Below are 17,351 nucleotides of genomic sequence, written 5' to 3'. Positions count from 1 at the left end.
AAACTCCGTGAAACTCTGTGTCCTCTGTGGTGAATCAGAATCGGCAGCGAACCTCTACCCCGAACTGCATCGGCCGTCCCTTCTGCATGAATCCCTTGTTCATTGTTTCAAAGTAGAATGCTGCGTACTCCTTGTTCAAGAAGTTGCGTGCCCAAAGGCTGATGATTGCATTGCCGGTTTCGAGATTCGTCCGCCAGTTGAGCGTTCCGTAGAAAGACTGGCTTACATCGTTCAGTTCCGTCCAGTAGATACGTCCGGCAGCATTGTAGTTTGCCTGGAATACCACGCGGTCGAAGATAGAGTGCCGACTGCAAGTGACGGCATATTCTCCGCCGATGTTCAGCGTATGTTTGGGCACGAAGGGAATGTACTTGCCGTTGTAGTCGGCTTTTACTTGCAGGTTTCCGTCCTTGTCCTTCTCGTTTACCACGTAGTCGGTGAAGGTGGCATACGTATATCCGTAGCTGGCGTTGAGGCTCAGCGCGTTCGTCAGGCTGGCGCGCAGGGCGGCTTCGGCGCCGTAGCTGCGGCTTTTTCCGGCGTTGAGGGTGATGCGTCCCAAGCCGTTTTCGGCAAACTGCGAAATCTGCTGGTTGCGCATATCCATATAGAAAGCGGAGAGGTCTGCCCAGAGCTTGCCGTCCCACAGGGTGAGGTGGCTGCCTGCTTCGTAGTTCCACGAATACTCCGGCTTGTAGCGTGTCGCCTCTTTCACTTCGGGCACTTCGTCCTTCGTTGCATATTGTTCGATGATGGCGGCAAACTTAGAGAACTCGTCGCTCTCCTTGATGGCATCTATCATCGAATTCTTCAAGTCGCCACTGATTAAGTCGGAAAACATCTGCACGTTGTATCCTCCCGAACGATACCCCTTCGATACGGTGGCATATACGTTGTTTCCCTTTTTCCATTCGTAGTGCAGGGCAAACTTGGGAAGCAACTGCACGTAGTCGTCCGTTATTTTCCCGTTGTAGCCGGCATTGGCGAGCAGGTTTTTAGCTTCTATCGACATAGACGGGCGGGGAGGAGGAGCCATCATCTTCAGGCTGAAGTTGAAATCCGTGGGCGCAGAGGCAGCGTTGTATTTCATGCTCATCTTCTCGTAGTCGAGACGCAGCCCGGCGGTGAGCGAAAGCCCTTTCACCAATACGTCGTTCAGGGTAGACTGATGGAACACGGCAGCATTCCAAAGCGGAGTGTCGAAGTCGCCGCTTACCCGTATCGAAGGATTGTTGACCGTCAGATGCATTCGCGGCGCCGCACTGCTCATTCCGTCGAAAATGCGGTTCACATTTCCCTCAATCACCTCTTTTATTCCCTCTTCGCAGAAGTTGACCGGCCCTTTCGTGTCTACCCCCTGATACAGACCGAACACACCGGTAGTCCATTGCCACCTGTTGCCGGCTTTCGATTTGAGCACGATTTCTTCGGATACGGTATGCGCTTTCTGCCGTTGCTCCAGCGTGTAGATAGGCTTCTCGGTGAAGTCCTGGTCGAGAAACATACGGTCGTTCAAGTGCTGGTAGCCCGTCACGGCGCTCAGTGTGAAGTGCCGTGCCTGGTATTCGAGATTGACACCGGCGTTTGTCAGTCCGCGGCGGTAGCTGCTGCGTTCGTTGTAGGAAATCCGTCCGATGCGGTCGGCGCGCTCTTCGGTGAGTTCTTTCCCTTCGGTTCGGGCGCTGGGGGCGATTCCGGTATAATAATAAGGATAACCGCCCTGGTCGCTGTACTCGTAGTTGAGCGTCATGTCTATCTTCAGATTCGGTGTCGGCAGAAAGATACCACGGAAACGTCCGCCTCCGGCGTTGCTCCGGTCTACCTTCTCGTTGTTGCGTGCCGAGTTTTCAAAGAAGCCGCCCGTATGCTCGTAGAATCCTCCGGTGGAGAAGGCGAAGCGGTCCGACAGGCGGTGGTAATGCGTCAGCGACACGTTGTAGTCGTTGTAGGTTGCCGCACCCATCCGTAGGTCCGTTCCCTGATAGGCGAAGGGCGATTTGGTGTGCACCTTGATAAGTCCGCCCATCGTGTTGCGTCCATACAGCGTCCCTTGCGGGCCGCGAAGCACATCGATGCGTTCGATGTCGCAGTAGTTGAAGTCGAAAGCCGACTTGTCTATAAAAGGGATGTTGTCTACATAAAGCCCTACGGACGGGGTATTGATGCGCGAGCCGAGGCCGCGTATATAGATGGAGGTGGTCAGCTTCGAGCCGTAGTCGGGGATAAACAGGTTGGGGACGAGTCCCGACAGGTTCTTCACCGTCTTTACTTGGTTGGCGCGCATACTCTCTTGCGACAGCACGGTAGCCGCCACGGGCAAGTCGCGCAACTTGCGGTTCTCTTTCGGAGTGGCGACCACCACCACTTCTTCCATATCCACTACTTTCAGCGAGTCTTTCAGCACTTCTTCCGCCCGGGCGCTTCCTGCCGTCAGGAGAGCGAGGGCGAGCATTAGGTTCTTTGTCTTCATTCGTTGTTGGTTTATCGGGTGCAAAGTAACGGCAAATAAGGGACACGGGCAATCCTCATTTATTAGGATTTCGGTTGGCAAAAGGGGCACTGTCCCGCAGCATCGCCTCTCCGCCTTCCTCAACGGATGGCACGTTTTCCCGCAGACAACGGTACAATCCGCCTCAGTCTATTCGTGAAAAACTTCTTCTCTATTGCTTCCAAACTTCTTTCCTGCCGTTTGCCAACTTCCCGACTGCCGTTTGCAAACTATAAACGAAGGCTTCGTTTTTATAAACGCAACCTTCATTTATATAAATGCAAGTTTCATTTTTATAAACGAAGCCTTCGTTTATAGATTGAAAGCGATAAAACAGAACTTTCTCTACGCTTGCTGCAAACTTCGGCAGTGCTTCGCCGGAACTTTATTGCCTGTGAATAATTCATAAAAAACGGTCGTTTTCCGCACACTTTACTATGCAGCTCCCTTATCTTTGCAAGGATTCATTCACCCAATAAAGTAGACTATGAAACCTCTTCTCCCACTGCTCTTTGTCCTCTCTCTTTGTTGCTTTTTCAGTGCGTGCGGCAACGACGACAACCCGTCGCAAACACCATTAGTGACCGACTACGGAGTGACCGAAGCCGGACAGACGCTCCGACCGGGCGACGTCGTACACATTTACGGCAACGGCTTTCGGGCAAACGACTGTGTAGAGTACGATTTCCGCTGGGACACCGGCGAACAGATGATGCCCGAAGGATTTTGCGGCCCGGTTTCCGCCGAAATTACCGCGAACCGTCCGGATGGAATAGACGTGCGTATGCCTTACCGTATGCCGCCTTCCCGCGTCGACATATTCCTGCGTAGAGAAGGCGACCGTATGCTGATGGGCAAGGTTCTGTCAGCCGACGGGCAGACACCCCAAGACTTCCGGCTCTATGCACTCGACGGCCGGCGCCACACCATAGGCAGGATAGGGGCAACGTCCGCCGTGACTCCCTCGGAGAGCACGTGGGACATCAGCGAACGGCAGGATTTCCACTCCATCGTCAACTGCGTATATACCTACGGACTGTGCGGACTGTCGAAAGAAAACGGTACACAGCAACCCTTCTTTCTCGATTTCTGCACCGGAGAATGGAAACCGTTGGATACCTCTCCGAATACTACACTGGCCTTGATTGCCGGACATCCCGGCAGCATTTTTGCCATTCAGTCGAGAGACGGCAAGAACGGTAAGCAATACTCCATGCAAAACGTCTCCAACTGTTTGGAACGAAGCAACTATGCCGTTCCGACGCGGATGAACTCCACGTCCGGTAGCGGACCGTATTACGAACTGCCCGAAGGATTGCGTGCCGAACAGTTTGGCGACTATCCTGGAGTGGTGGCGAACGACGGGGTGGTTCTCTTGTCGGCAAAGACCGGAGAGGGAAGATGGACGCCTGTGCTTTACCATCGCTTGAGCGGATTTCATATGCAGGAAGCGGTAGAAGCCGAAGCACTTATTCCGTTTTTTTTCAGTGTGCCCCTTCCCGCAGCAGAAGGCGGGAAGCCGGAGTCTGTCAGGATGACAGGCTATGTCGTTTCGGCCCCTGCCGATGAAGGCGGCAGCCGTTTTTACTTACGCGGCGACCATGTAAACGAAGGATTGTGGGCGCAAGAACCGTTTGCCGTTTGGCAGGATAAGGTAGTCTCTGTGTCGCATCGCTTCGACCGTCCCGGCACATTCACCGTACTGTCCGAAAAGGACGGCACGTACACCGTTGCCGACTACGACCGCAACCAAAACAAATGGGAAACACCCGTCTGTTCTGTTGCCGATGTGTCATACAGCGCCATTGCGTGGGGGAATTAAACGGAAAGGTGCGGCAGCGAAGCATCTCTTGCTGCCGTCAGATACGGTCTACCTCGATATATCCGTTCATCACGGCGTAGATAGTCAGCCCGGAGACGGACTTGATTCCTAATTTCTCAGTGATATTCTTCCGGTGGGTGATGACGGTAGTCAGGCTGATATTCAGTTTCTCCGCAATCTCTTTATTGATTAACCCTTTGGAGAGGAGTACGAGTACTTCAATCTCGCGGGCAGAGAGCAACTCCTGGTAAGGCGGCGCAGGCACGGGCGGCTTGTCTTTCACCGGATAACCGCCGTGGTGTGCGTGCTGGTGAAGCCTTAAGATGCTTTTCACCAACTCCTCTTCGGCTTCGTAGATATTGAGCACAGGCACTCCGCTTAGCTGAAACTGCGGACTATCGCTTGCCAGTATAATCGTTTTGCGTTTTCGCGGAAGGAAGAAAGCATTGTGTTCCACATAGACCTGGGCGGAGATGAAGTAATGCGCGTACATATCCGGCGTGTCGTCCATCAACTCGCCGAAACGGCGGAAGGTACGTATCGTTGCCATCGGAATCATCTCCTCCAAGATTCCTTTCAGCCCCAGGCAGGTGAGGGTATTGGGCTCTACGATTGCTATTTCGGGTGAAGTGTTCATAAAGCTGTGCATTCCGGTCAGCGGTTGATATATTGTGCTGCGGCTTCCGCACACCGTTCGCCGTCTACTCCGGCCGAAACGATTCCTCCGGCGTAACCCGCACCCTCGCCGCAGGGGAATAACCCGCGGACAATCACGTGTTGCAATGTCTCTTTGTCGCGCACGATGCGGACGGGGGAGGAGGTGCGCGTCTCTACCCCAATCATCACCGCCTCGTTGGTGAGGAACCCGTGACTGCTGCGCCCGAACTGTTGGAAACCGAGGGATAACCTCCGGCTGATGAACTCAGGCATCCAGAAGTGGAGCGGCGAAGATACCAGTCCCGGCGCATACGACGACTCCGGCAAGTCGTAACTTAACTTCCTGCGGGTGAAGTCCGCCATGCGTTGTGCCGGCGCCGTCTGCCGCCTGTCTCCTTGCAGCCAGCATTGACGTTCCAACGCTTCCTGAAAGTAAAGGACGCGTAGTTGTTCGTCCGGTTGTGTGGCCGCCTCTCCGCTCTCTATTTTGAGTGCTCCGCTTGTCAAGTCTTCCGGTTGTATCTCTACCACCATTCCCGAGTTGCTCCAGCGCGAGCCACGGTTGGAAGGCGACATACCGTTTACCACTACCTGCTCCGCACCGCTGGCAGCAGGCACGATGAATCCGCCGGGACACATACAAAAGCTGTACACTCCTCTGCCGTCCACCTGCGTGACGAAGCTGTATTCGGCGGCGGGCAGGTACTTTCCTCTTCCCTGCTTGTTGTGATACTGTATTTGGTCAATCAGCTTTGCCGGATGTTCCAGCCGCACGCCTACGGCAATTCCTTTGGCTTCCACCGCGACGTGGTTTGCTGCCAGCCAACGGTACACATCCCTTGCCGAATGTCCCGTAGCCAATATCACAGGCCCGAGAAATGTTTTTCCCCTATTCGTCTCGATGCCTTTCACTTCGTTGTTTTCGATAATCAGTGCATCCATACGGGTCTCGAAATGGACTTCACCGCCACATTCGATGATGGTGTTCCGCATATTCTCGATGACGCGCGGCAGTTTGTCCGTTCCGATGTGCGGATGTGCATCGGCCAATATCGCCGTAGAGGCTCCATGCTGGCAGAATACGTTCAGTATCTTGTCTGTATTTCCTCTTTTCTTGCTGCGCGTGTAGAGCTTTCCGTCCGAGTAGGCTCCCGCGCCTCCTTCGCCGAAGCTGTAGTTCGACTCCGGATTTACGGTATGCTCCCTGCTGATTTGTGCCAAATCTTTTTTCCGCTCGCGCACGTCTTTTCCCCGTTCTACGATAACGGGGCGCAGCCCGAGTTCGATGAGGCGCAGCGCGGCAAACAGTCCGCCGGGACCTGCACCCACAACAACGACTTGTGGCTTGCCTTCTACATTATTATATATGGTATGTTCGTATTCGTCGTCTTCGGGCTTCTCGTTGATGTAGGCACGTATCTTCAGATTGACGAATATCGTCCGTTGGCGTGCGTCGATGCTGCGCTTCAGGATTCGGACTGCGTGGATGTTGCGTGGGTTGATTCCTTTTTCTTCCGAAAGGTATTCCTTGAGCTGCTGTTCGTTGGCGGCGATTTCGGGGAGGAGGCGTAGTTGGTATTCTTGTATCATCTGATTCTTGTTGTTTTTGATTATAAAATGGATAAAACTGATGTATAAAAAATCAATATCTTATCCGAATAAGGCTCTGAACGCCTCTTCTACCTTTCTTACTGGTATTAGTTCTATCTTTAACTTCTTCGTATCGATGCCCTGCAAATTATACTTCGGCAGCAGGAAACGTTTGAATCCCAACTTCTCCGCTTCTCCGATGCGCTGCTCTATTCTGTTTACCGGGCGAATCTCTCCCGACAGCCCGATTTCTCCCGCCATACACACTTCCGGTTCGATGACCGCGTCCATGTTGGAAGAAAGAATGGCACTGATAACCGGCAAGTCAATAGCTGGGTCATTCACTTTCAGTCCCCCGGCGATATTCAGGAATACATCTTTCTGTGCTAACTTGAATCCCACCCGCTTTTCGAGCACCGCCAGCAACATATTCATCCTTCGCAAGTCGAAGCCAGTTGCCGAGCGTTGCGGGTTTCCGTAGACGGCGGAGCTCACCAAAGCCTGCGTCTCAATCAAGAACGGGCGTACCCCTTCGATGGCGGAAGCGATAGCCACTCCACTCATTCCCTCGTGCTCCTGGCTGAGCAGTAACTCCGACGGGTTGCTTACTTGTCGCAATCCGTCCTGCCGCATCTCATAAATACCTAACTCCGCCGTGCTGCCGAAACGGTTCTTGATGCTGCGCAGAATGCGGTACATATAATGCTGGTCGCCTTCAAACTGGAGAACAGTATCCACAATATGTTCCAGTACCTTAGGTCCGGCGATGCTTCCCTCCTTATTAATATGTCCGATAAGCAGCACCGGCGTATGCGTCTCTTTGGCAAAGCGCAGAATGGAAGCAGAACACTCTCTCACCTGTGCGATACTTCCCGGCGACGATTCGATACTCTCTGTCGAAATCGTCTGAATGGAATCGATGATAACCAAATCGGGATTCGTATTCTTGATATGTACATAAATCTGTTCGAGCGAAGTCTCGCAGACGATGAGGCAGTCGCTCAAAGCATTCGAAAGGCGGTCGGCACGCAGTTTCAGTTGCCGTGCGCTCTCTTCGCCCGATACGTAGAGAATCTTCTTCTCCGGCATATGCAGTACGGTCTGCATGACAAGCGTCGATTTCCCTATTCCCGGTTCGCCGCCTATCAGCACTAAAGACCCCGGCACGAGTCCGCCGCCCAACACACGGTTCAACTCTTCGTCGTGCATATCCATGCGCGGCTCTTCGTCCACCTCTATCTCGCTCAGCACGACAGGGCGTGCCTTCTGCGTCCCGAGGCCCGACACCGGTCGCCGGTTTGCCGGCTCTTTCCGTACTATTTCTTCTACATACGTGTTCCACTCTCCGCACGACGGACATTTGCCTACCCATTTCGGTGAATCCTGTCCGCAATTGCTGCATACATATACGGTTTTCTCTTTTGCCATTGAAGTTCTTTTCTTTATTGTAGGGCACAAAAATAGGGATAATTTATTAATAATAAGTTATCCCTGCCTGATAGAAATAGGTGTGTCCTATAATGTTATCTCTCCTGCCATCGAACGGTTCATCCGGTCGCGCACCTCATCCGGGTCATATCCGTGTCCCAATAAGAACATCAATTTGGTGACGGCCGACTCGGTTGTGCTGTCGTAACCGGAGACAACACCTGCCTGCAACAACTGATACCCCGTCTCGTAACGCTCCATCTCCACCGTCCCTGCGTTGCATTGCGTCACGTTGACAATGACGATGCCGCGTGCGCTTGCTTGGCAAAGCCGTCGGATAAACCACTCCTTCTGAGGAGCGTTGCCCGAACCGTATGTTTCGAGCACAACTGCCTTCAGTCTTTCAATGTCTAAGATGGCAGCTACTACATTCTCCTGAATTCCGGGGAACAGTTTCAATACGACCACATTCGTGTCCAATAAATAATGCGGCTTTAGTTCCCGTTCCTCCCCGTTCACATGAATCTGCACATTGTTATATTTAATATGAATCCCCGCTTCCGCCAACACCGGATAATTGAAAGACCGGAAAGCATTGAAGTTTTCCGCATTCATCTTTGTCGTACGGTTTCCCCGCATCAGATGATTCTCGAAGAAGATGCATACTTCCGGTACAAGTGCCTTCCCCTCTTTGTTCTGAGCGGTGGCAATCTCTATGCTCGTCATCAGATTTTCCTTTCCGTCCGTACGAAGCATCCCGATAGGAAGCTGAGAGCCCGTCAGAATAACGGGCTTGTCCAGCCCCTCCAGCATAAAACTGAGTGCCGAGGCAGTGTAAGCCATCGTATCCGTACCGTGCAGGATGACGAAACCGTGGTAAAGGTCGTAATTCTCGTGAATGATGCGAACTAACTTCCGCCACATATCCGGCTCCATGTCCGAAGAGTCCATAGGCGGGTCAAACTGATAAGTATCAATCGGAAAGTTGAATTTCTGTAATTCGGGGACGTGCTTTTGGAGTTGTTCAAAATCGAAACTCTCTAAGGCTCCTGTTACGGTGTTCTCAATCATTCCGATTGTTCCACCGGTATATATTAACAATACGGAAGTTGTTTGCGGATTCATAAGTTGATTTATGCGTTGGTTTTCGCAAATATAATAATATAAAATGATATGTTGGTAGCAAAATGTTATAAAAATGGAGAGGAGTTGCAGAGGTTGAAGAAAACGGAATGTTCTTTTTATCAGAAAAAAACGGGAAAAAGTGATAGATTGAACGTTTTTATTATTACTTTTGCGACACTTATCAAAACGAAAAAGTAGAGACGGCACAATGAAGAAGTACTATCCGCATACAGTCACATCGATGTGTACCATGACCCTTAGGGGTTGATGGATAGTTTTGTGTATCTACGTGATTCACGCTTGTAGGAACAAGCAAAATTCAAGTTCAAATTTAATTTTATCTGTAACCAACCCATTGTTCTGTGAAATTATACACAGGACATTGCATTAAAATAAGTATCTTAATGAAAGTAATGAAATTCGGCGGAACGTCCGTAGGTTCCGTGAACAGCATTTTAAGCGTAAAGAGAATCGTAGAGTCGGCTAAAGAGCCGGTAATTGTAGTTGTTTCCGCATTGGGGGGCATCACTGACAAATTGATAAATACATCTAAAATGGCGGCAGCAGGAAATTCCGCTTACGAAGGCGAGTTCCGTGAGATTGTCTGTCGCCATATGGAAATGATTAAAGAAGTGATTCCTGCCGGAGAAAGACAGACTGTATTGCAGCATCAGATAGGCGAGTTACTGAACGAACTGAAAGACATCTTCCAGGGAATCTATCTCATTAAAGACCTTTCGCCAAAGACTTCGGATACAATCGTCAGCTATGGTGAGCGTCTTTCCTCTATTATCGTTGCCGAACTGATTGCAGGGGCACAATGGTTCGATTCGCGTACTTTTATCAAGACAGAGAAGAAACATAACAAACATACGCTGGATGCTGAACTGACTCACCGGTTGGTGAAAGAGACTTTCCGTTCGCTTCCGAAGGTGTCGCTGGTGCCCGGATTTATCTCTTCCGACAAGATATCGGGCGATGTGACGAACCTCGGCCGTGGCGGTTCCGACTATACGGCTGCCATCATAGCTGCGGCGCTCGATGCCGATAGTCTGGAGATATGGACAGACGTGGACGGCTTTATGACTGCCGATCCGCGTGTTATCTCAACTGCCTACACGATTGCCGAACTCACTTATGTGGAAGCCACCGAACTTTGTAACTTCGGTGCGAAAGTAGTTTATCCGCCTACCATTTATCCGGTATGTCACAAGAATATACCTATTCTTATAAAGAACACATTCAATCCCGACGGAATGGGAACGGTCATCAAACAGGAGGTGTCCAGTCCGCAGACCAAAGCCATTAAAGGTATTTCTTCCATCAACGATACGAGTCTGATTACCGTTCAGGGTCTTGGTATGGTAGGCGTAATCGGTGTCAATTACCGCATCTTCAAAGCGTTGGCAAAGAACGGAATCAGTGTGTTCCTCGTGTCTCAGGCTTCCTCTGAAAACAGTACTTCCATCGGTGTGCGTAATGCCGATGCCGGTTTGGCCTGCGAAGTGCTGAACGAAGAGTTTGCCAAAGAAATAGAGATGGGAGAAATCTCGCCGATTCTTGCGGAAAGCAACTTAGCTACAGTGGCTATCGTAGGCGAGAATATGAAACATACGCCGGGTATTGCAGGTAAACTTTTCGGTACGTTGGGACGCAACGGTATCAATGTAATCGCTTGCGCACAGGGTGCTTCGGAAACAAATATCTCTTTTGTTGTCGATTCCAAATCGTTGCGCAAATCGCTCAACGTTATTCACGACTCTTTCTTCCTCTCCGAATATCAGGTATTGAACCTCTTCATCTGCGGTATCGGCACAGTAGGCGGCAGCTTAGTGGAGCAGATTCGTTGCCAGCAGCAAAAACTGATGATGGAGAACGGACTGAAACTTCATGTGGTAGGTATCATCGACGCCAGCAAGGCGATGTTCAGCCGTGAAGGTTTCGACCTTTCCAACTTCCGTCAGGAGATGAAGGAGAAAGGCAAGGAGAGCAACCTGCAGACTATCCGTGACGAGATAGTCGGCATGAACATCTTTAATTCCGTATTTGTAGACTGTACGGCAAGCCCCGACATTGCATCACTCTACAAGGACTTGTTAGAGCACAACGTCTCTGTGGTGGCAGCCAACAAGATTGCCGCTTCTTCGGCCTACGAGAACTACCGCGACCTGAAAACAATTGCCCGCCAACGTGGTGTGAAATACCTGTTCGAGACAAACGTAGGCGCGGGACTTCCGATTATCAATACAATCAACGACCTGATTCACAGTGGCGACAAAATATTGAAGATTGAAGCCGTCCTTTCGGGTACGCTGAACTACATCTTCAATAAAATCAGCGCCGACATCCCTTTCAGCCACACCATCAAGATGGCGCAGGAAGAGCGTTATTCCGAACCCGATCCGCGTATCGACCTCAGCGGCAAGGACGTTATCCGTAAATTGGTGATTCTTGCGCGCGAAGCCGGATACCGCATCGAACAGGAGGATGTGGAGAAGAATCTCTTTGTGCCGAACGATTTCTTCGAAGGTTCGCTGGAAGACTTCTGGAAACGGGTGCCGAGCCTTGACGCCGACTTTGAAGCCCGCCGACAAGTACTCGAAAAAGAGAATAAACACTGGCGTTTCGTTGCCAAATTGGAGAACGGTAAAGCCTCTGTAGGCTTGCAGGAGGTAGGAGCCAACCATCCTTTCTACGGCCTCGAAGGTAGCAACAACATTATCCTGCTCACTACGGAGCGTTATAAAGAATATCCGATGATGATTCAAGGATACGGTGCCGGCGCGGGCGTGACTGCTGCCGGAGTATTTGCCGATATCATGAGCATTGCCAACGTTTAATAAATTAAAGTTGAGAATTAAAAATAGAGAAACACCATACGGAAACGGACATGAGGCTTTCTTTCATTTTTTAATTCTCAATTCTCAATTTTTCAATTTATGAAGCATATTATCATATTGGGAGACGGAATGGCTGACTGGCCCGTGAAGTCGTTGGGAGACAAGACGCTGCTGCAATATGCAAAGACGCCTTATATGGATCAATTAGCCCGTATGGGCAGGGTAGGGCGGCTGTGTACCGTAGCCGAAGGTTTTCATCCGGGCAGCGAGGTTGCCAATATGTCGGTGTTGGGATACAATCTTCCGAAGGTGTACGAGGGACGTGGTCCGCTCGAAGCGGCAAGTATCGGCGTAGACCTGCAACCGGGAGAGATAGCGATGCGCTGCAACCTGATTTGTGTGGAAGGAGAGATACTGAAGAATCACTCTTCAGGACACATTTCGACCGAAGAAGCCGACGTGCTGATTCGATACCTCCAAGAGAAGTTGGGCAGCGACCGCGTGCGTTTCCATACCGGTGTCCAATACCGTCACCTGTTGGTTATCAAAGGAGGAAGCAAGGAGTTGGACTGCACTCCGCCGCACGATGTACCTTTAAAACCTTTCCGTCCGCTGATGGTGAAAGCCTTAGCACCGGAAGCGCAGGAGACAGCCGGCTTGATTAACGACCTGATTATGAAATCGCAGGAATTGCTGAAAGACCACCCGTTGAACCTGAAACGTATCGCCGAAGGTAAAGACCCGGCAAACAGCATTTGGCCGTGGAGTCCCGGTTATCGTCCGCAGATGCCTGCTTTCTCCGAAACATTCCCGCAAGTGAAGCGCGGAGCGGTTATCTCGGCAGTAGACTTGATAAACGGAATCGGTTACTACGCAGGCTTGCGCCGCATCGCTGTAGAAGGAGCCACCGGACTTTACAATACGAATTACGAAAACAAAGTGGCTGCCGCCCTGGAAGCCTTGCAGACAGACGACTTTGTCTATTTGCATATCGAAGCCAGCGATGAGGCGGGACACGAAGGAGACGTCGGCTTGAAGCTGCTGACTATCGAGAATCTCGATAAGCGTGTCGTAGGCCCCGTCTATGAAGCGGTGAAAGACTGGGACGAGCCTGTGTCAATAGCCGTATTGCCCGACCATCCCACTCCCTGCGAACTGCGTACACATACCGCCGAACCCATCCCATTCCTCATCTGGTATCCGAGCATCGAGCCGGACGGAGTACAGACATATGACGAAGTTGCAGCGTGTAGCGGTAGCTACGGCCTACTGAAAGAAGACGAGTTTATCAAAGCATTCATGAATTCTGTACCACAGTGTACACAGAATCCCTCAGAGTTTCTTTAGATAGTTTGAGAATAAAGACGAAATTTAAAACCTCATCGCCGGACACACGCAGACTTTCGGGCTTTTTCAAACATAAAGAAAAAACTTTGTGAAACTCCGTGTCCTCTGTGGTGAACCTTAAAAATATCACCCCATGCAATACTACAGTACAAATAAACAAGCCCCCTTAGCCTCACTGCAAGAAGCAGTGGTAAAAGGCCTTGCAGCCGACAAAGGCCTCTTTATGCCCATGTCTATCAAACCCCTTCCCCAAGACTTCTTCGATACAATCGACGGTCTTTCTTTTCAGGAGATAGCCTATCGGGTAGCCGACGCCTTTTTCGGTGAAGACATTCCTGCCGATACGCTGAAGCAGATAGTGTACGATACGCTAAGTTTCGACGTACCGTTGGTAAAGGTATCGGAGAATATCTACTCTTTGGAACTCTTCCACGGCCCTACGTTGGCTTTCAAAGATGTGGGCGGCCGTTTTATGGCACGTCTGCTCGGTTACTTCATTAAAAAAGAAGGACGGAAGAATGTCAATGTGCTGGTAGCTACTTCCGGTGATACGGGAAGCGCGGTAGCCAACGGCTTCTTAGGAGTTGAAGGCATCCACGTCTATGTGCTCTACCCGAAAGGAAAAGTCAGCGAAATACAGGAAAAACAATTCACCACGCTCGGACAGAATATCACCGCACTTGAGGTAGACGGCACATTCGACGACTGCCAGGCTTTGGTGAAATCGGCCTTTATGGACAAGGAACTGAACGAACATCTTTCCCTTACCTCGGCCAATTCCATCAACGTTGCCCGTTTTCTGCCGCAAGCCTTCTATTATTTCTACGCTTACGCCCAGTTGAAGCGTGCCGGAAAAGCCGGCAATGCAGTAATCTGTGTGCCCAGCGGCAACTTCGGCAATATCACCGCCGGCCTCTTTGGCAAGAAGATGGGCCTGCCCGTGAAACGTTTCATTGCCGCCAACAACCGCAACGACATATTTTACCAATACTTGCAGACGGGCGAATACAATCCCCGTCCCTCCGTTGCAACCATCGCCAACGCAATGGACGTAGGCGACCCGAGCAACTTCGCCCGCATACTCGATTTGTATCAAGGCTCCCATGCCGCTATCTCTGCCGAGATTTCGGGAACTGCCTATACCGACGCGCAAATCCGCGAGACGGTCAAAGAGACCTGGACGGCACATCATTATCTGCTCGACCCCCACGGCGCGTGCGGCTACCGTGCATTGTCAGAAAGCCTGCAACCGGGCGAAACAGGCGTGTTCCTTGAAACAGCCCATCCTGCCAAGTTCCTCGAAACCGTAGAAAGCATCATTGGCGAAACCGTAGAAATACCCGCCAAATTGCAGGAATTTATGAAGGGCGAGAAGAAGAGCCTGCCGATGACCAAAGAATTTGCAGACTTCAGGAAGTACCTGCTTGCGCGTTGACTTTCATTTCCCCCGTTGGCACAGCCGTGCCAATGGGGTGGCACAAACCTTTCCTTCGATTGTTGTTTTACACGTAAGCCAGGAATATCAGATATGCTCCCGTGCAATGAATGGTAAACTTGTCGGCTGTTGCCTCATTGAGTGTGCCTTGCCACCAATTGCCGAAGTCGCTGAGCGGATACACCAATCCTTCCGTTTTCAATCCCTTCGCTCCGAAGTTGATGATGGAAATCTGCTGGCCGGGATGCGATTCGAAAGTCTGTGTGCCATTTGCAGGTATAAACACACCGTAGTCCGTAACAATCCTTGCCTCCATGCCCTCTTTCATGTAGTCCATCAGCAGACTGATATTTCCCAATGTATGGTCTTCCCGTTTGCCGGTAGCCCCTACAATGGCAATCTGTCGAACCCCTTTCTCTTGCAGAAAGCGGACGGCTTTGGTCTGGTCGTTCGTTTCCTGGTCAGCTATCCGGAGCACGATGGACGAGAAACGTTCTTTATATTCGGGTGAAAGAGAATCACCGTCGCCGATGATTACGTCCGGCCTGTGGCCGCGGGCGATATATTCGTTGGCTGCGCCGTCACAACAAGCCACAAACCGGGCTTCTTCCAGCATTTGCAAGGGGAGAGGGTGGGTAGGGTATTCACCGTTGGCCAATATCACAGCTTCGGGAGTATAGCGTTCGTTTATCATTGTATGCTCATTAATTTTTTCCATTTCAAGTATCCGAAGACGGCTATTATGGAGTAAAGCCCGTATAAGGCCGATGTGAAATAAAGCTCTTTATACACATAAAGTCCGCAGCAGACGATGTCTACAAGAATCCATGCAAACCATTGTTCGATATACTTGCGCGCCAGCATCCACATACCTACGATGCTCAGTGCCGTGGTGAAACTGTCCAGCCAGGGCACATTGCTGTCCGTATATTCAATCAATATCCGGGCAATACCCACAAACGAGACGATGAATATCGACAGGAGAGGGAGATAACATTTCCACGGCATATGTATAATAGGTAGAACAGACGGGTGTCGTTTGCCTTTCCGTTGCCCCCACTTCCAGAACCCCCAACCGTAGACGGCGGCTGCCAGGTAGTAGATGTTGATACCGAAATCGGCATATAGCCCTGCTTCATAATATACAAAGATATAAACGGCAGGCATGATAATCCCCGCTATCCAAAGATAAATACTTGCCCGGTATTCCAGCCAAAGGTAGGCCAAACCGACAATCGTACCGAATATTTCAAGAAAATTCATCTTGCTTGTTAATTAGTTCTCTACGCCGGCATTACCCGGTTCAGATTCTATGGGTATGTTCTCAGCCCGTCATCTTAAGGCACCCCTACCAGTGAATCGGCGGCAAAATTACGGCTTTTGCAGGAGGAAAGCAAAAAAAACTTTTAGATTTACCGAAAACAACATAACTTTGTGCGCTTTTTAAGGAACGGTTTATACAACGATTTATTCATTTTATACATATCAGAATTATGTTACTATTATTTCTGGCAACACAAGTTGCAGATTCTACCCGGGTGGCCGCCGATAAGTTAACGGCACAAGCCATTGCCAATGCGGAAGGGCTGGACAAGATTTCCTTGATAACCGAGCAATTGCTTAATTTCGGTGTTCGTGCCGGCGAACGTATCTTGATAGCGGCCATTGTCTTTATTATAGGACGTTTCCTTATTTCGATGCTCAACAAATTCGTTGGCCGCCTGATGGACAAACGGAAAGTAGATATCAGTATCAAGACCTTTGTCAAGAGCCTTGTCAATATTCTGCTGACCGTCCTGTTGATAATCTCGGTAATCGGCGCGTTAGGTGTTGCAACCACCTCCTTTGCGGCTTTGTTGGCTTCTGCCGGTGTCGCTGTCGGTATGGCTTTGTCCGGCAATTTGCAGAACTTTGCCGGAGGACTGATTATATTGCTGTTCAAACCCTATAAAGTGGGCGACTGGATTGAAAGCCAGGGCGTTTCGGGCACAGTAAAAGAGATTCAGATTTTCCACACCATTCTTACCACCGGTGACAACAAGGTGATTTACATTCCAAACGGCGCAATGAGCAGTGGCGTAGTGACGAACTACAATACACACAACACCCGTCGCGTAGAATGGATTGTCGGTATCGACTACGGCGAAGATTACGATAAAGTGCAGCAAATCGTCAATGACATACTCGCCGCCGATTCACGCATACTGAACGACCCTGCACCGTTTGTAGCTCTTCACGCGCTGGATGCCAGCAGTGTGAATGTGGTAGCCCGTGTATGGGTAAACAGTGAAGACTACTGGGGAGTATATTTCGATATCAATAAGGCGATTTATGAAACCTTTAATAAGAAAGGTATCAATTTCCCGTTCCCGCAGCTTACGGTGCACCAGGGCAACTGATTATTAACATTCCATTATATATAAGGGGTATCCGGCAACGGGTGCCCCTTATTTGTATATGATTATCTGCTATTTTCAGTCTCAGTATGAGGCGTTTACAGCGCATATATATCCTGTGTCCACCGCATATATGTCCTGTCTCCAGCATCTATATGCGCTACGTCCAGCATCTATATGTCCTGCATACAGCGCATATATCTGCTGTAACAAGCTGATTATT

12 protein-coding genes and 1 riboswitch are annotated in these 17,351 nt (G+C 50.4%); of the genes, 5 read left to right on the top strand and 7 right to left on the bottom strand.

Translation table 11 applies throughout. The features are described 5' to 3' along the window. Nucleotides 1–34 precede the first annotated feature (34 nt). The gene (locus QZ331_RS09075) at nucleotides 35–2,470 is read right to left on the bottom strand and encodes a TonB-dependent receptor (RefSeq protein WP_294629589.1); all 2,436 of its coding nucleotides are present in this window, start codon (nucleotides 2,468–2,470) and stop codon (nucleotides 35–37) included. Nucleotides 2,471–2,975: 505 nt separating this feature from the next. Between QZ331_RS09075 and QZ331_RS09070 the strand changes: the two genes are divergently transcribed. After that, the gene (locus QZ331_RS09070; protein ID WP_294629588.1) at nucleotides 2,976–4,310 is read left to right on the top strand and encodes a WD40-like domain containing protein; all 1,335 of its coding nucleotides are present in this window, start codon (nucleotides 2,976–2,978) and stop codon (nucleotides 4,308–4,310) included. A 37-nt stretch (nucleotides 4,311–4,347) separates the two neighbouring features. Here the strand turns inward: QZ331_RS09070 and QZ331_RS09065 are convergent, their stop codons facing one another. The 4 genes from QZ331_RS09065 to QZ331_RS09050 all read right to left on the bottom strand — a co-directional run bounded on the left by QZ331_RS09065 (nucleotide 4,348) and on the right by QZ331_RS09050 (nucleotide 9,110). Continuing rightward, nucleotides 4,348–4,947: a LuxR C-terminal-related transcriptional regulator gene (locus tag QZ331_RS09065; protein WP_294629587.1), complete on the bottom strand. Its 600-nt coding sequence runs from the start codon at nucleotides 4,945–4,947 to the stop codon at nucleotides 4,348–4,350. Nucleotides 4,948–4,964: 17 nt separating this feature from the next. Beyond that, nucleotides 4,965–6,557: an FAD-dependent protein gene (locus tag QZ331_RS09060; protein ID WP_294629586.1), complete on the bottom strand. Its 1,593-nt coding sequence runs from the start codon at nucleotides 6,555–6,557 to the stop codon at nucleotides 4,965–4,967. A gap of 60 nt (nucleotides 6,558–6,617) precedes the next feature. Then, nucleotides 6,618–7,985 (bottom strand): DNA repair protein RadA, encoded by a 1,368-nt coding sequence (radA, locus tag QZ331_RS09055; protein WP_294629585.1) that lies wholly within the window; start codon nucleotides 7,983–7,985, stop codon nucleotides 6,618–6,620. Between the two features lie 87 nt (nucleotides 7,986–8,072). Continuing rightward, nucleotides 8,073–9,110 carry an asparaginase gene (locus tag QZ331_RS09050; protein ID WP_294629584.1) on the bottom strand — a complete coding sequence of 346 codons (1,038 nt, stop codon included), beginning with the start codon at nucleotides 9,108–9,110 and terminating at the stop codon, nucleotides 8,073–8,075. Between the two features lie 404 nt (nucleotides 9,111–9,514). Here QZ331_RS09050 and thrA point away from each other — a divergent pair, with 404 nt between their 5' ends. The 3 genes from thrA (at nucleotide 9,515) to thrC (ending at nucleotide 14,732) form a co-directional block, all read left to right on the top strand. After that, entirely contained in the window at nucleotides 9,515–11,950 is a 2,436-nt protein-coding gene (gene thrA, locus QZ331_RS09045) for a bifunctional aspartate kinase/homoserine dehydrogenase I (protein ID WP_294629583.1), read from the top strand. A 99-nt stretch (nucleotides 11,951–12,049) separates the two neighbouring features. After that, nucleotides 12,050–13,297 (top strand): cofactor-independent phosphoglycerate mutase, encoded by a 1,248-nt coding sequence (locus QZ331_RS09040; protein ID WP_294629582.1) that lies wholly within the window; start codon nucleotides 12,050–12,052, stop codon nucleotides 13,295–13,297. Between the two features lie 133 nt (nucleotides 13,298–13,430). Further along, entirely contained in the window at nucleotides 13,431–14,732 is a 1,302-nt protein-coding gene (gene thrC / locus QZ331_RS09035; protein WP_294629581.1) for a threonine synthase, read from the top strand. Nucleotides 14,733–14,799: 67 nt separating this feature from the next. On the opposite strand, the gene QZ331_RS09030 is transcribed toward thrC, so the two are convergent. Together QZ331_RS09030 and pnuC are read right to left on the bottom strand one after the other, a co-directional pair. Next, complete coding sequence (locus QZ331_RS09030) at nucleotides 14,800–15,426, bottom strand: thiamine diphosphokinase (RefSeq protein WP_294629602.1); 627 nt, start codon at nucleotides 15,424–15,426, stop codon at nucleotides 14,800–14,802. Continuing rightward, nucleotides 15,423–15,995 (bottom strand): nicotinamide riboside transporter PnuC, encoded by a 573-nt coding sequence (gene pnuC / locus QZ331_RS09025; RefSeq protein WP_294629580.1) that lies wholly within the window; start codon nucleotides 15,993–15,995, stop codon nucleotides 15,423–15,425. Before pnuC ends, QZ331_RS09030 begins: the two co-directional genes overlap by 4 nt. Beyond that, nucleotides 15,996–16,092, bottom strand: a riboswitch (TPP riboswitch). A gap of 133 nt (nucleotides 16,093–16,225) precedes the next feature. Between pnuC and QZ331_RS09020 the strand changes: the two genes are divergently transcribed. Then, nucleotides 16,226–17,131 (top strand): mechanosensitive ion channel domain-containing protein, encoded by a 906-nt coding sequence (locus QZ331_RS09020; protein WP_294629579.1) that lies wholly within the window; start codon nucleotides 16,226–16,228, stop codon nucleotides 17,129–17,131. Nucleotides 17,132–17,351 lie beyond the last annotated feature (220 nt).

It is taken from the genome of uncultured Bacteroides sp., assembly GCF_910586915.1.
Lineage (GTDB): Bacteria > Bacteroidota > Bacteroidia > Bacteroidales > Bacteroidaceae > Bacteroides.
Note: the sequence above shows the minus strand (reverse complement) of the source record. Positions and strands in the feature narration are given on the sequence as shown.

Excerpts from the sequence above, each read along its gene's own strand:
- QZ331_RS09075 (WP_294629589.1), bottom strand. The coding sequence starts at position 2,470 with ATGAAGACAAAGAACCTAATGCTCGCCCTCGCTCTCCTGACGGCAGGA.
- QZ331_RS09070 (WP_294629588.1), top strand. The coding sequence starts at position 2,976 with ATGAAACCTCTTCTCCCACTGCTCTTTGTCCTCTCTCTTTGTTGCTTT.
- QZ331_RS09065 (WP_294629587.1), bottom strand. The coding sequence starts at position 4,947 with ATGAACACTTCACCCGAAATAGCAATCGTAGAGCCCAATACCCTCACC.
- QZ331_RS09060 (WP_294629586.1), bottom strand. The coding sequence starts at position 6,557 with ATGATACAAGAATACCAACTACGCCTCCTCCCCGAAATCGCCGCCAAC.
- radA (WP_294629585.1), bottom strand. The coding sequence starts at position 7,985 with ATGGCAAAAGAGAAAACCGTATATGTATGCAGCAATTGCGGACAGGAT.
- QZ331_RS09050 (WP_294629584.1), bottom strand. The coding sequence starts at position 9,110 with ATGAATCCGCAAACAACTTCCGTATTGTTAATATATACCGGTGGAACA.
- thrA (WP_294629583.1), top strand. The coding sequence starts at position 9,515 with ATGAAAGTAATGAAATTCGGCGGAACGTCCGTAGGTTCCGTGAACAGC.
- QZ331_RS09040 (WP_294629582.1), top strand. The coding sequence starts at position 12,050 with ATGAAGCATATTATCATATTGGGAGACGGAATGGCTGACTGGCCCGTG.
- thrC (WP_294629581.1), top strand. The coding sequence starts at position 13,431 with ATGCAATACTACAGTACAAATAAACAAGCCCCCTTAGCCTCACTGCAA.
- QZ331_RS09030 (WP_294629602.1), bottom strand. The coding sequence starts at position 15,426 with ATGATAAACGAACGCTATACTCCCGAAGCTGTGATATTGGCCAACGGT.
- pnuC (WP_294629580.1), bottom strand. The coding sequence starts at position 15,995 with ATGAATTTTCTTGAAATATTCGGTACGATTGTCGGTTTGGCCTACCTT.
- QZ331_RS09020 (WP_294629579.1), top strand. The coding sequence starts at position 16,226 with ATGTTACTATTATTTCTGGCAACACAAGTTGCAGATTCTACCCGGGTG.